At 64.7% G+C, this 14383-nt stretch carries 12 protein-coding genes; 8 read left to right on the forward strand and 4 right to left on the reverse strand.

Annotated features, from left to right (window positions below):
* The first annotated feature begins 42 nt into the window (after positions 1–42).
* Both ACZI8Q_RS01060 and ACZI8Q_RS01065 read left to right on the forward strand, forming a co-directional pair.
* Positions 43–1578 (forward strand): hypothetical protein, encoded by a 1536-nt coding sequence (locus ACZI8Q_RS01060; protein ID WP_463371651.1) that lies wholly within the window; start codon positions 43–45, stop codon positions 1576–1578.
* Positions 1579–1634: 56 nt separating this feature from the next.
* A complete protein-coding gene (locus ACZI8Q_RS01065; protein ID WP_463371652.1) occupies positions 1635–2618 on the forward strand; it encodes a COX15/CtaA family protein in 984 nt (327 codons plus the stop codon).
* On the opposite strand, the gene ACZI8Q_RS01070 is transcribed toward ACZI8Q_RS01065, so the two are convergent.
* On the reverse strand, positions 2615–2992 hold the full coding sequence (locus ACZI8Q_RS01070; RefSeq protein ID WP_463371653.1) for a hypothetical protein: 378 nt from the start codon (positions 2990–2992) through the stop codon (positions 2615–2617). The genes ACZI8Q_RS01065 and ACZI8Q_RS01070 overlap by 4 nt on opposite strands.
* Positions 2993–3049: 57 nt before the next feature.
* Here ACZI8Q_RS01070 and ACZI8Q_RS01075 point away from each other — a divergent pair, with 57 nt between their 5' ends.
* Entirely contained in the window at positions 3050–4015 is a 966-nt protein-coding gene (locus ACZI8Q_RS01075; protein WP_463371654.1) for a quinone oxidoreductase family protein, read from the forward strand.
* 39 nt (positions 4016–4054) lie between these two features.
* Here the strand turns inward: ACZI8Q_RS01075 and ACZI8Q_RS01080 are convergent, their stop codons facing one another.
* Entirely contained in the window at positions 4055–5035 is a 981-nt protein-coding gene (locus tag ACZI8Q_RS01080; RefSeq protein ID WP_463371655.1) for a heme o synthase, read from the reverse strand.
* A 202-nt stretch (positions 5036–5237) separates the two neighbouring features.
* Between ACZI8Q_RS01080 and tkt the strand changes: the two genes are divergently transcribed.
* From tkt to pgl, 5 genes are read left to right on the forward strand one after another with little or no spacing between them, the layout of a single operon-like run.
* Positions 5238–7346 (forward strand): transketolase, encoded by a 2109-nt coding sequence (tkt, locus tag ACZI8Q_RS01085; RefSeq protein WP_463371656.1) that lies wholly within the window; start codon positions 5238–5240, stop codon positions 7344–7346.
* Positions 7347–7351: 5 nt separating this feature from the next.
* On the forward strand, positions 7352–8476 hold the full coding sequence (gene tal, locus ACZI8Q_RS01090) for a transaldolase (RefSeq protein WP_463371657.1): 1125 nt from the start codon (positions 7352–7354) through the stop codon (positions 8474–8476).
* Positions 8477–8480: 4 nt separating this feature from the next.
* The gene (gene zwf, locus ACZI8Q_RS01095; protein WP_463371658.1) at positions 8481–10025 is read left to right on the forward strand and encodes a glucose-6-phosphate dehydrogenase; all 1545 of its coding nucleotides are present in this window, start codon (positions 8481–8483) and stop codon (positions 10023–10025) included.
* Positions 10026–10027: 2 nt separating this feature from the next.
* Positions 10028–10939 (forward strand): glucose-6-phosphate dehydrogenase assembly protein OpcA, encoded by a 912-nt coding sequence (gene opcA / locus ACZI8Q_RS01100; RefSeq protein WP_463371779.1) that lies wholly within the window; start codon positions 10028–10030, stop codon positions 10937–10939.
* Positions 10932–11699: a 6-phosphogluconolactonase gene (gene pgl, locus ACZI8Q_RS01105; protein ID WP_463371659.1), complete on the forward strand. Its 768-nt coding sequence runs from the start codon at positions 10932–10934 to the stop codon at positions 11697–11699. The genes opcA and pgl overlap by 8 nt, the downstream gene beginning before the upstream one ends.
* Before the next feature lie 272 nt (positions 11700–11971).
* Here pgl and ACZI8Q_RS01110 read toward each other — a convergent pair whose 3' ends face one another.
* Positions 11972–13630 carry a Coagulation factor 5/8 type domain-containing protein gene (locus ACZI8Q_RS01110; RefSeq protein ID WP_463371660.1) on the reverse strand — a complete coding sequence of 553 codons (1659 nt, stop codon included), beginning with the start codon at positions 13628–13630 and terminating at the stop codon, positions 11972–11974.
* Between the two features lie 107 nt (positions 13631–13737).
* On the reverse strand, positions 13738–14331 hold the full coding sequence (locus tag ACZI8Q_RS01115; RefSeq protein ID WP_463371661.1) for a TetR/AcrR family transcriptional regulator: 594 nt from the start codon (positions 14329–14331) through the stop codon (positions 13738–13740).
* Positions 14332–14383: the final 52 nt, after the last annotated feature.

Below are 14383 nucleotides of genomic sequence, written 5' to 3' on the forward strand. Positions count from 1 at the left end.
CAATCGACCGTTTCACACACCTGTTTCACATATGGTCGCCGGGTGCACCTCGCCAGCGCCAAGCGCCGCCACAGGTTCCCCCTCTTCGTCGTGGTCCTCGCGGTTCTCGTACTGTGCGCACCCCCGGCATCGGCCACTCCGCAGTTCTCGGCGACTCCGCAGTTCTCGGCGACTCCGCAGTTCTCGGCGACTCCGCAGTTTTCGGCGACTCCGCAGTTTTCGGCGACTCCGTCATGGGGCCCGACCACGCCCCCTAATCCCTTCCTCGGGCCAACGGGAACCGCCACGATGCACGGCGACACGGCCTCGTCGGACGTGACCCCGATCCCTGGTCCGGGCGCCGGACCACATGCGGTGGACGCACAGCCTCTGGCGGCCGCATGCCCCACGATCTTGCAAGGATCGGATGGGTTGGTCGTAACTCTGTGCACCCCCATCCTCGGTCGCACGCCGACACTCCACCTCTTCGATCCGACCGCGCCGATGTCGGTTCTCGGTAAACCCCTGGCCTCGTTCGAGTTGACGAAGGGGTCGTTGCTCGGTGGCGTTTACGCCTACCTCGACCATCAGAATCGTCTCGTCGCCGTGGACGGTGAGCAGCGATTGCTGCGGATCGCACACGCGCAGGATGCCGCCGGCCGATGGGTATTCCGCATCGACGAGGCAGTCGACCTCTCCCACGCGCTGGCTCCTGGTGACCACGTCACCGGACTCAGCCCCGACTGGGACGGGAATGTCTGGTTCGCCACGACTTCCGGAACCGTCGGCGCGGTGGAGAGGTCCGGAAAAGTGCACTCTACGGCGCTGCCGACCGAAGAGGCGGTGCACAACAGCATCTCGACGTCACCCGCGGGAACAGCTGTTGCCACCACCCATGCCCTCTACCAACTGCATCTCGTCGGCGACACGATCGTCGTCGACTGGCGCCGAACGTACGATCGTGGGCCGGCCCGCAAACCGGGGCAACTCAGCTGGGGCACCGGATCGACCCCGTCCTATTTCGGACCCACCACCGGTAGCGATTACGTCGCTGTGGTCGACAACGCAGACCCGACGGTGTCGCTACGCGTATTCGAGTCGTCCACGGGAGCCGATGTGTGCACCATCCCGGTTCTCGGCAGCGAGCGACCTGACGGGAGCGAGAACTCACCCATCGGTATCGGCAACTCGGTGTACGTCGCCGGAACGTACGGCTACCCGTATCCGGCGACTCCGGATTCCGCCGGTCCGGCTGTTCCGCCCTCGGCTCCTTTCAGCGGAGGTCTCACGCGTGTCGACCTCGACCCGGCCGGGTGCCGCCAGGTGTGGAACGCCCCGGTACGCAGTGCAGCGGTTCCGCACCTGTCCACCGGTGACGGCACCATCTACACCGTGGTGCGCCGCGGGTTCGACCGCACGACACCGCTCGACGGTTTCTCGTTCGTGGCGATCGATCCCGCAAACGGCCACGTCCTCGGCTCCACACCGTTGCCCGGAACAATGGCACACGACACCCTGCAGATGTCGGGCGTGATCACCGAGTCTGGGTCCTACCTGCAAGGAACCATTTCGGGGCTGCTCCGAGTCCGCGGCGACTGAGGCCTGCGGCAAACCCAACGACAAGCTGTAGTTGATCGCCCACTACCATCGCTTACGTGCTATATCGCGGGTTTCTGAGCCTGGTCGACCGACTTCCACTTCCGTCTGCGCGTCTGCAGCGAATTCTCGCCTTCGTGGTGATACTCACGCAGGGCGGCATCGCTGTCACCGGAGCGGTGGTCCGCGTGACCGCATCCGGGCTGGGTTGCCCGACGTGGCCGCAGTGCTTCGAGGGCAGTCTCACGCCGATGCTCCACGGCGAGGTTCCGGTCATTCATCAAGTGGTGGAGTTCGGAAACCGGCTCCTGACGTTCGTCGTCGTCATCGCCGCCGCGCTCATCGTTCTGGCCGTCACGCGCGCACGACGTCGCAAAGAAGTGCTCGTGTACGCGTGGCTGATGCCGCTCGGGACGGTCGTCCAGGCAATCATCGGAGGGATCACCGTTCTCACCGGGCTGCTGTGGTGGACGGTTGCCATTCATCTCGTGGCATCGATGGCCATGGTCTGGGTGGCAACGGTCATGTTCGCCAAGGTCAGCGAGCACGACGACGGCATCCCGACACAGGTGATGCCCACCCCGCTGCGGTGGCTGACCGCCCTGTCCGGTGTTGCACTCGCGGGAACGTTGGTGGCCGGAACACTCGTCACCGGCGCCGGACCACATGCCGGCGACAAAAGTGTCGACCGCATCGTCCCGCGCCTGGACGTCGATATCGTGACGCTTGTGCACCTGCACTCTCAGTTCCTCATCGCGTACCTTGCGCTGTTGATCGGCCTGGTGTTCGCGCTGTACGCAACGTCCGCCCCCCGCGCAGTGATGCTGCGGCTGAAGGTGCTGCTCGCCCTGGTGGTCGCTCAGGCACTCGTCGGAGTGGTGCAGTACTTCACCGGCGTTCCGGCTGTGCTCGTCACCGTCCACGTCGCCGGGGCAGGGCTGTGCACTGCGGCCACGGCAGCAGTGTGGGCTGCGGGACGCACTCGCGTGCGCGCCTCACAGCCCACCGAAACTCCGGTACAGAACCGGAGTGCGAACGTCTAACGCTCGTTACGCGCCTTCGGGAAACGCTTCTGCTTGGCAACCCATCCCGCCATCTTGGCAAAATGCCCCTCACGCGGGGTAACGATGCTGGTGACCGAGCGCTCCCACTCGGACACCGTGATCGTGTCGAACGATGCGACGACTGCGTTCGCAGTAGGCAGATCGGCAACCACCTGGTCGCCGAGAATGCCGTCGGCGCCGACGAGGGTGATGCGCACCCCCGACAGTCCGATGGGCTGAATCACGGCGTTGGCGGAGTCGCCGTGTTCGGCAAGAAACTTCTCGATCGCCTTGACTGTTCGCTCCGGGAGCTTCGGTCCGGTGGTCGCAGTACCGTCGGCGGTCGCGTCCGATTTGGTGGTGTCGGTGCTCATGCTTCGAGAATACTGGGGTGGCAATCGGCACTCGCCCGTAGGTGTAGAACGGAACCCATGCGTGCAATTCAGGTGAACCGCCACGGTGGCCCGGATGTCCTCGAACCGGTCGAGATCGACACTCCTGTTCCCGGTGAACATGATCTCCTCGTCCGCACCGAAGCAATCGGAATCAACTACATCGACACCTACTTCCGGACCGGCGCCTATTCGCGTCCCCTCCCCTACGTTCCCGGCGACGAAGGCTCGGGGGTCGTCGACGCTGTCGGCGCGGCGGTCACGAACTTTTCGGTCGGCGATCGAGTCGCGTGGGCCGCAGCGCCCGGTAGCTACGCGGAGTTCGTGTGCGTGTCCGCCGCGGTGGCGGTGTCCGTGCCCGACGCAGTGCCGGCCCCGGTCGCAGCGAGCGCCCTCCTGCAGGGCATGACTGCGCACTATCTGACCCATTCGACCTATCCGATCCAACAGGGAGACACCGTCCTCGTACACGCCGGGGCCGGTGGGGTCGGATTGCTACTCACCCAGATGGCGGTGATCCTGGGCGCTCGCGTCGTCACCACGGTGTCCACGGACGCCAAGGAGAAGCTCTCCCGCCAGGCCGGGGCCCACGAGGTCCTCCGGTACGACGACGACATCGCATCGCGGGTACGCGTCCTCACCGACGGAGAGGGCGCGGCGGCTGTCTACGACGGTGTGGGCGCCTCCACCTTCGATGCCAGTCTGGCGTCTACACGCATCCGTGGCACGGTCGCGTTGTTCGGGGCCGCGAGCGGTGCCGTCCCCCCGATCGATCCACAACGACTCAATTCGGGCGGGTCACTCTTCTTGACGAGGCCCACACTCGTGCACCACATACGCACCCGCGACGAACTCGAGTGGCGCGCCGGCGACGTGTTCGGCGCATTGTCGGACGGCTCGTTGACTCTGAGGGTGGGCGGCGAGTACCCCCTCTCACAGGCGCATTGCGCGCACCGCGATCTCGAAGGGCGAGCCACCACCGGCTCGACGGTCCTACTTCCCTGACATGACTACGGTGCGAACGAAAGCTCGCTCGGACCCGGCTCAGCCCACCATCTCGGCGATCGTCTGGAGTCCGAGCACTGCGTCGACAGCCAGTCCGACGAATAGCACTGCCAAGTAGTTGTTCGACTGAAGGAAGAGCTTGAGCGGCTTCACCGGGGCTCCCCCGCGCACGCTGCGGTACAACTGGTGTGCCGAGACAAGGAACCACATGCCGGTCAGCAGCGCCACGACGAGGTATACGAGGCCCGCCGCGGGAACGAGCGTCAGCGACGTCACGACCATCGCCCAGCTGTACAGGACGATCTGCTTCGTCACATGCTCCTCGGTCGCGATCACCGGAAGCATGGGAACACCGGCAGCCTTGTAGTCCTCCTTGTAACGCATGGCGAGCGCCCAGGTGTGCGGCGGCGTCCAGAAGAAGATGACGAGGAACAGCACCACAGGTTCCCAGCTGAGCGAGCCGGTGACCGCTGCCCAGCCGACCATCACGGGCATACAGCCGGCGGCACCGCCCCACACGACGTTCTGCCAGGTACGACGCTTGAGGACCATGGTGTATACGAGCACGTAGAAGGCAATGGTGAGAACGATGAGCGCCGCCGCGAGAAGGTTCGCTTGCCACCACAGCCACAGGAAGGACGCGATTCCGAGCACCATGCCGAAAACGAAGGCGTGCGAGGTGGGTACGGCCGCGCGAGCCAGCGGACGACGCGCAGTGCGCTTCATGACCTTGTCGATGTCGGCGTCCACGACGCAGTTCAGGGAGTTCGCGCTGGCGGCACCCATCCATCCGCCGAACAGGGTACTGAGAATGAGCACGATGTCGACCGACCCGCGGTCTGCCAGGAGCATCGCCGGAATCGTGGCGACGAGCAGCAATTCGATGACCCGCGGTTTCGTCAACGCGATGTAGGCGAGAACCTTGGCGGCGGCCCGGCCGACCAGAGTGTCGGACGTGATCTCCCGCGCGGGGCTCGGGCTGCCGAGTCCGTGACCGCTCGGCTGCTGCCCTGTCCGCACGTTCTCTCCTCGTACCACGTTCGATCACACATCCGTCCATTGCCGAACGTCGATAGCGACGACGACTACTACAGACGATGGTAGACCGCCGATATGCGCGAACCGAATCGACCCGGATAGCGCCGCCTACTAGGCTGGTGTTGCACAAGAGGCTTACGCATCCTCAGGCTCCACGTTCACCAATGTCAGGAGACTTCTGCCCGTGTCGATCACCGACGAGATCCGCGCCCTAACACAACCGGTCCACCCGGCCGACTGGACCGAGCTGGACACCAAAGCCGTCGACACCGCTCGCGTGCTCGCCGCCGACGCAGTGCAGAAGACCGGAAACGGTCATCCGGGCACGGCAATGAGCCTGGCTCCGCTCGCGTACACCCTTTTCCAGCGCGTGATGCGACACGACCCCAACGACGCGGATTGGATCGGTCGCGATCGCTTCGTCCTGTCGTGTGGCCACTCGAGTCTGACGCTGTACATCCAGCTGTACCTCGCCGGATACGGACTCGAACTCGAAGACCTCGAGTCCCTCCGTAAATGGGGTTCGAAGACACCTGGTCACCCCGAACACGGACACACCCGTGGCGTCGAGATCACTACCGGTCCGCTCGGACAGGGTCTCGCATCCGCTGTGGGTATGGCCATGGCTGCGCGACGCGAGCGGGGGCTGTTCGATCCCGACGCCGCACCGGGAGAGAGCCCCTTCGATCACCACATCTACGTGATCGCGTCGGACGGTGACATCGAGGAGGGCGTCACTTCCGAGGCCTCGTCGATCGCCGGTACTCAGCAGCTCGGCAACCTGACCGTCGTCTACGACGACAACGAGATCTCCATCGAGGACGACACCGCAATCGCGCTGTCCGAAGACACCGCAGCTCGCTACGAGGCCTACGGCTGGCACGTGCAGGTCGTCAAGGGCGGCGAGGACGTCGTTGCCATCGAGGAAGCACTGAAGGCCGCCAACGCCGAGACGTCGCGACCTTCGTTGATCCTCCTACGCACCATCATCGGCTACCCGGCACCGGAGAAGATGAACACCGGCGCAGCACACGGCGCGGCACTCGGCGCCGACGAGGTGGCGGGCGTCAAGAAGGCCCTCGGATTCGACCCCGAGAAGTCGTTCGAGGTTTCGGACGAGGTCATCGCACACGCGCGCAAGGCACGCGATCGCGGCGCCGAAGCGCACAAGACCTGGCAGAGCTCGTTCGACGAATGGGCAACGCGGTCCACCGACGGAAAGGCTCTTCTCGAGCGCCTGACGGGCCGTGACCTGCCGTCCGGCTGGGCCGACGTTCTTCCCACCTGGGAGGCCGGCGGTGACGAGATCGCCACCCGAAAGGCGTCCGCGGCCGTCCTCAATGCCATCGGACCGGTGCTACCGGAACTGTGGGGCGGTTCCGCCGACCTCGCCGAAAGCAACAACACCACCATCAAGGGTTCCGAATCGTTCGGCCCGGAGTCGATTTCGACCGACATGTGGAAGGCAACGCCCTACGGTCGCACTCTGCACTTCGGTGTTCGCGAACACGCCATGGGCTCGATCCTCAACGGCATCGCCCTGCACGGCCCCACCCGGCCGTACGGTGGCACGTTCCTCGTGTTCAGTGACTACATGCGTCCCGCGGTGCGCCTCGCAGCAATCATGAAGACACCGGTCACGTACGTGTGGACGCACGACTCCATCGGCCTCGGCGAAGACGGACCCACCCACCAGCCGATCGAGCACCTTGCTGCACTCCGCGGCATTCCCGGTCTGTCCGTCGTACGACCCGGCGACGCCAACGAAACGGCGCATGCATGGCGTGCCGTGCTCGAAAAGGGGACCGACGAGGCGACCCGTGCCCCCGCCGGTCTCGCTCTGACTCGCCAGAACCTGCCGATCCTCGAGGGCACCGACTACGAGGGTGTCTCGCGTGGCGGTTACGTACTGGCGGAGGCATCGACCGGCACTCCCCAGGTCGTGCTGGTCGGTACCGGTTCGGAACTTCAGCTTGCTGTCGCGGCCCGCGAAACGCTGGAAGCGGACGGCGTTCCCACCCGCGTCGTGTCGATGCCCTGTGTCGAGTGGTTCGACGCGCAGGACCAGGCGTACCGCGAGCGCGTGCTCCCGCCGTCGGTGAAAGCACGTGTCGCGGTAGAGGCGGGTATCGCCATGCCGTGGTACCGATTCGTCGGCGACAACGGCGAAATCGTGTCCATCGAGCACTTCGGTGCCTCCGCCGACTACAAGACCCTGTTCCGCGAGTTCGGCATCACCGCCGAAGCCGTTGTTGCGGCCGCCCAGCGCTCGCTCGCCAACGTGAAGGGATAAGGCTCATGACCCAGAACGTCAACCTCGACAAGCTCTCGAAAGCGGGGGTGTCCATCTGGCTCGACGACCTGTCTCGGGATCGGATCAAGTCGGGAAACCTGGCCGAACTGATCGCGACGAAGAGCATCGTCGGCGTCACCACGAACCCGTCCATATTCCAGAACGCGCTCAGCAAGGGCACCGCCTACGACGCACAGGTGACCGAACTGGCCGAGCGGGGAGCCGACGTCGAGGCGACCGTTCGCACAGTGACCACCGACGACGTCCGTGACGCCTGCGATGTGCTGGCACCTCAGTACGAGGCGAGTAGCGGAGTCGACGGTCGAGTGTCCATCGAGGTCGATCCCCGGCTCGCGCACGACACGGACAAGACCATCGCCCAGGCGGTCGAGCTGTGGAAGATCGTCGACCGCCGAAATCTGTTCATCAAGATTCCCGCCACCCAGGCAGGGATTCCGGCGATCGCGAAGGTCATCGGCGAGGGCATCAGCGTCAACGTCACGCTGATCTTCTCCGTCGAGCGGTACGAAGCGGTTGTCGACGCCTATCTCTCCGGTCTCGAAGCGGCGAAGACTGCGGGGCACGATCTCTCGCACATCCACTCGGTCGCATCGTTTTTCGTCTCCCGCGTGGACACCGAGATCGACAACCGGCTCACCCAGATCGGCACTCCGGATGCCCTCGCACTCCGGGGCAAGGCAGCGCTCGCGAACGCACGTCTCGCGTATGCCGCTTACCAGCAGGCGTTCGAGGTGGAGCCGCGGTTCCAGAACCTGCTCGCAGCCGGTGCGCTTCCCCAACGGGCCCTTTGGGCGTCGACGGGTGTCAAGAATCCCGACTACCCGGACACCCTGTACGTCACCGAACTGGTGGCTCCGAACACGGTGAACACCGTGCCCGAGAAGACACTCGACGCGGTCGCCGACCACGGCGAGATCACCGGCGACACGGTATCCGGGACCGCCACGGCCGCCCAGGTCGTGTTCGATCAACTCACCGAGATCGGAATCGATCTTCCCGACGTGTTCGTCGTTCTCGAGCGCGAGGGCGTCGAGAAGTTCGAAGTGGCGTGGAACGAATTGCTGGACGCCACAGCCGAGCAGTTGCGCGCAGCAGGTCAGAAGGCCTGAGCCCGTGAGCGACCCCGAGGCGTCGAAAGGCTGGGCCAACCCGCTCCGAGACAGCCGGGACAAGCGATTACCGCGCATCGCGGGACCGTGCGCTCTGGTCATCTTCGGCGTGACCGGTGACTTGGCACGCCGTAAATTGATGCCCGCGATTTACGACCTGGCCAATCGTGGTCTCCTGCCGCCCGGGTTCGCTCTCGTCGGGTTCGCTCGCCGCGACTGGCGCGACCAGGATTTCGGTACGATCGTTCACGACGCCGTTCGCGAACACTCACGAACGCCGTTCCGTGAAGACGTCTGGGACAAGCTGGCCGAGGGTATTCGGTTCGTTCAGGGCTCGTTCGACGACGACGAAGCCTTCGCCAAGCTTGCAACCACTCTCGAAACGCTGGACTTCGAACGTGGTACAAGCGGAAATCATGGTTTCTACCTTGCGATTCCGCCCAATGCGTTCCCGCTGGTGCTGAAGCAGTTGTCCGATGCAGGTCTCGCGCAGTCGGATGAAGGCCAGTGGCGTCGTGTGGTGATCGAGAAACCGTTCGGCCACGACCTGTCCAGTGCGCGCGATCTGAACGCAGTGGTCAACAGGGTTTTCCCGGAAGACAGGGTGTTCCGGATCGACCACTACCTCGGCAAGGAGACGGTGCAGAACATCCTGGCGCTCCGGTTCGCCAACCAACTGTTCGATCCCATCTGGAACGCGCACTACGTCGATCACGTGCAGATCACCATGGCCGAGGACATCGGTCTGGGGGGCCGAGCCGGATATTACGACGGGATCGGCGCGGCCCGGGACGTCATCCAGAATCACCTTCTTCAGCTGCTCGCCTTCACGGCGATGGAAGAACCCATCAGTTTCGAACCCTCGGAACTGCAGGCAGAGAAGATCAAGGTCCTGTCTGCAACCCGGCTGGCCGAACCACTGGACGAAACCACGGCCCGCGGGCAGTACGCCGGTGGGTGGCAGGGTGGTGAACAGGTCCGGGGGCTCCTCGACGAGGACGGCTTCGCGTCCGATTCGACTACCGAGACGTTCGCGGCCATCACCTTGGAAGTCGACACCAGGCGCTGGGCGGGTGTCCCGTTCTACCTCCGGACCGGTAAGCGTCTGGGACGTCGCGTCACCGAGATCGCGGTGGTGTTCAAGCGCGCGCCGCACCTCCCGTTCGACCAGACGATGACCGAGGAACTCGGCCAGAACGCACTGGTGATTCGAGTTCAGCCGGATGAAGGCGTGACCATGCGGTTCGGTTCGAAGGTTCCCGGCTCGAGCATGGAAGTCCGTGACGTGAACATGGACTTCTCCTACGGGCAGGCATTCACCGAGTCGTCGCCCGAGGCCTACGAACGTCTCATCCTGGATATGTTGCTCGGTGAGCCGTCACTGTTCCCGGTCAACGCCGAGGTCGAGTTGTCATGGGAGATCCTCGATCCCGTGATCGAGCGGTGGGCCACCACCGGGAAGCCGGAATCATACGAGGCCGGCACCTGGGGTCCGCCCTCCGCAGACGCGATGATGACACGTACCGGACGCGAGTGGAGGAGACCGTAGAGATGATCACCGACCTCCCCTCCACGACCACCACCGCCGTGAGCAAGAAGTTGGTGGAACTGCGCAAGACGGGTGGTGCCGTCACCTTGGGACGGGTGCTGACCTTGGTCGTCTGCACCCGCGACAGCGAGAACGCCGAGGAGATCATCGACGCCGCCAACGAGGCGAGTCGCGAACACCCCTGTCGGGTGATCGTGGTCGCTCGAGGTCCACGCGAAGCCCATTCGCGTCTCGACGCGCAGATCCGCGTCGGTGGCGATGCCGGGGCCTCCGAAGTAGTGGTACTGCGCCTGTACGGCGAACTGGCCGATCACGAAAGCAGCGTAGTGGTCCCCTTCCTGCTGCCCGATACCCCCGTGGTCGCCTGGTGGCCGGAGAACTCCCCCGCCGTGCCCGCGCATGATCCGGTGGGCAGATTGGCGATTCGCCGCATCACCGATGCAACCGGACGCGAGAACCCGACTGCGGAGATCAAATCTCGCCTCGCTTCGTACACCGAGGGGGACACGGACCTCGCCTGGAGCCGCGTGACCTTCTGGCGTGCATTGATCGCGGCAGCTCTCGACGTGCCACCTCACGCACCCATCGAATCGGCGACCGTCTCCGGCCTCATCGAGGAACCGGCGGTCGACATGATTGCCGGTTGGTTGGCGAGTTGTGTCGACGGCCCCGTCGAACGACGTAGCGGCGAACTGTATGTGGAGATTCGATTCGTCGGTGGTGATTGCATGCGCATCTCGCGTCCGCAGACTCAGACCACGGCCACACTGAGCCGGACCGGAAAACCCGACTCCCGCGTCGCACTCGGGCGGCGCGAGACCCGGGATTGCCTGGCCGAAGAGTTGCGCCGGCTCGACCCCGACGAAATCTACGAAGCGGCTCTTTCCGGCCTGACGAAGGTGAACTATGTCTGACCCGGTAGTCGAAATCCTTGCCGATACCGATGCTCTCGTCGAGGCGGTGGCACACCGATTCGTCGACACGGTGGTAGCCGCACAACGTGCGCGCGGATCCGCAGCCGTGGTGCTGACGGGCGGTGGTACCGGAATCGGCGTCCTCGAGAAGGTACGGGCAGCGCCAGGAGCGATCGACTGGCACGCCCTCGACGTCTATTTCGGTGACGAACGATTCCTTCCCGACGGTGATCCCGAGCGCAACGAGGTGCAGGCGCACGCCGCATTGCTCGATCACGTCGGTATCGATCCCGATCGTGTGCACACCATGCCGACCTCGGACGGGATCTACGAGAACAATCCAGATGCGGCGGCCGGGGCGTACGCCCAAATGCTTGCGTCACGAGCCGAAGACGGACAGGATCTGCCTGCCTTCGACATTCACCTCCTCGGGATGGGCGGGGAAGGTCATGTGAACTCACTGTTCCCGGACACCGATGCGGTTCGCGAAGTGATCCGGAACGTGGTTGCCGTCACCGGGTGCCCGAAACCGCCTCCGACGCGAATCACGTTGACGCTGCCCGCAATCGCGCACGCAACCGAAGTCTGGCTGATCGTGTCGGGTGAAGCGAAGGCGGATGCCGTTGCCGCCGCGCTCGGCGGCGCCGAGCCGGTCGATGTACCTGCTGCGGGCGCCCGTGGTCGGCGGGCTACGCGGTGGCTGATTGACGAAGCAGCAGCCGCGTCCCTTCCCGATACACACCGGTCCGCACGACACTGACACCGATCACGCGCCGCCCGAGTCTTCGGACGGCCGATCGGCCCCTTCCCGAGGACTCCTGGTGACCTGGCAGGTCTGCCGGTAGCGACCACCCCGCGACGGCGCACTGATGGACGACACATGATGTGGCAATCGTCTCCCGCATATCCCCTGCCGTTCGGCTCCGCCCCTTCCTGCACCGCCCCGTCGTTCGGCTCCACCGTGCCCCATGAGACCCCCTACTGCGTCGACTCTTATAGGTTTCGACGCAGCTGGACCCAGGTTGGTTCCCGCTACCCGTTGCGGGTGTCCTGCCGGTCCCCGTACGCCACAGTCGCCGACCATGTGTCGAGATACGAAGCAGCACCAGTCATGAGGTCGTTCATGTCACCGCCGGCCAGGCGGATCTGTTCCAGCAGATCCGGAACCAGTCCGTAGTGGGCTGCCCCGTCTGTGTTGATGTCCCAGACGCGCTCACCGGTTACCTGACGGTCGAGCACGGACCCACCATCGATGCTGCGGAAGGGGTAGGACACGGCGAGCGGGGAGTCCGAACCCAGTGGCGGGGCCTGGTTCGCGAGCCCGTTCATGTCGATGCCGAGACCGCTGCCCTTGCCGTACCGGTCGCGCAGCTCGGCTGTGCGTGCCTGCTCCTTCACGAACTGCTCGGGTGCGAAGCCGTAGGTTGTGGCGAAACCACCCAGCTCATAGAGACGCTCGGTCCAGCCGATGTCCATCCAGCTGTGACTCGAGATCAGGCCGGGGTAGTCGTAGGTCTCCGCGATCTCGAAGGCCCGCTCGGTGGCCTTGACACTCATGTGGTCGATCTCGAGCATCATGTTTCGATCGATCATCGCGCGCATCGCGTACTCGCCGAGCTCGGTCATTCCCCGGGAGTTGCATTGCTTCGATGCGTCGTACTCCGGCAGGTCGACTCCGACCGCCTCCTCCAGCGCCGGGTCGGCAAGGCCGATCGGATTGTCGGTGCGGGCGGTCGTGCAGGGTTCGGTGGCCCAGAACGTGCCGGTGGAAACGAACTGCCCCGCATTGACTGCGAGCCCGCTCGTACCGGAGTCGAACCGTACGCCGCACAGCGCGTTGTCGTACTTGTGGCACAGGAACATACTGCTCACACCCAGCGATTTCAGCTCGTCGAGCCCGCGGTCGATATCGTCCTTCGAACACTGCGGAACATCGCGAATCTGCTTGCAACCGAACGGCGCCGAGGTCTCGACTCCGAGAACGACCGCGAGCTTGCCTTGCTTGATGACGTCGGCTGCCTGTGCCGGCGAGGTGACGATACGGAACCAGCCCTTTCCCTCGCCGCCGTACATGGCATCGACGTAGTCCTGCATCTCGTACGTTTTGGCGGCCTGCAACCGGACGGAGTCCATCTCGTCACAGCTGCGACCGTCATCGGGCAAGACCGGAAGGTCGCAGAGCACGTCATTACTGGTCAGATTGGTGACCATGATTCGCTCACCGCCGCGCCAGGCCCGCTCCACCCACGCGTAGTAGTTCTGCTGGTGACTGTACGACTTTCGTGACGGCCAGTCCTCGAAGGTGGGCCACCCGACCGGATCATGGGTGACATCCGATCCACCCGTGATGATCTCGAACAGCGCCCCTGTCCCGTCCGGGTAATGCTCGGGGCAGTCCTTCAGGGCGTCGGCGACACCCTCCCATGAGAAGGGCTTGCCGCAGACGAGCCGTCCCCCGAAAGCCTCGCCGGTCATCAGGTGGTTGTGCGCGTCGATCCAGCCCCGCACCCTGCCATCCGGACCGGTGCCCGTGAACGGTTCGCCGGTGACGTTGATCTGCGAGTCCAGCGACGGCCTGGCAACCGGCTCCCACCATGGAGGGGCTGCGCCTGCCGTGGGTGCACTCGTCGCGACCAATGCCGCGAGGACCAGCACGAGGACCACACGAACCTTGACACCGATACCCGCCATGGGCCCTCCCGAGCGAATCTCGAACGATCATTTGGAATTCGCAAGATCATGACGGCACAATTTGTTCCCGTCAAGGGAATCGGACGGCGAGTCCATGAATGCGCTGGTCAGCGCTGAACGAGGGCGACGGTGAGCGTCTCGACGAGCACGTCGAAGGCCGCCAGAACATCGATGGCATCCCCCTCCAGCAAGTACTGCGTTTGCAGGCCGTCCATAGCGGCGATCATCAGCCTCGCGAGGGCCTCGGAGTCCACACGATCGTCGAGATCGCCATCCCGCTTGGCCGCCTCGACGGCAGCGGTGAATACACCGACCGTGCGGCGGTACCGATCGACCATGAACGTATGCGCTGGGTGATCGGGGTCGGTTGCCTCCGCCGCGATCGTGGTGAACAGCTGTGTGAGCCCGGGGTTTCGCTGCGCCTGGACCAGGAGCGACCGGAGCTCGGCTACGCCGCCGGCAACGGAGTCGATCCGCCCGTGCTCCTCGTCGCGGTCGGCAAGAACGGCCATGAGCACGCCGTCCTTCGAGCCGAAGTGGTGCAGGATGCCCGCTTGACTCATGCCCGCCCGGTCCGCAATTTCACGCAAAGACGCGCCCCGGTTACCCAACCGCCCGAAAACGTCAATCGCCACCTCGAGGATGCGGCGCCGCTGCTCCGGCGTCTTGGCGTAGCTGCCGCGTTTGTTACCGCTCGTCACAGCGTGAGTGTAGCCGCGCAGTTTTGAACACCTAGCGCTCATTCGGTTTTCA

This window comes from Rhodococcus quanlei, assembly GCF_055231015.1.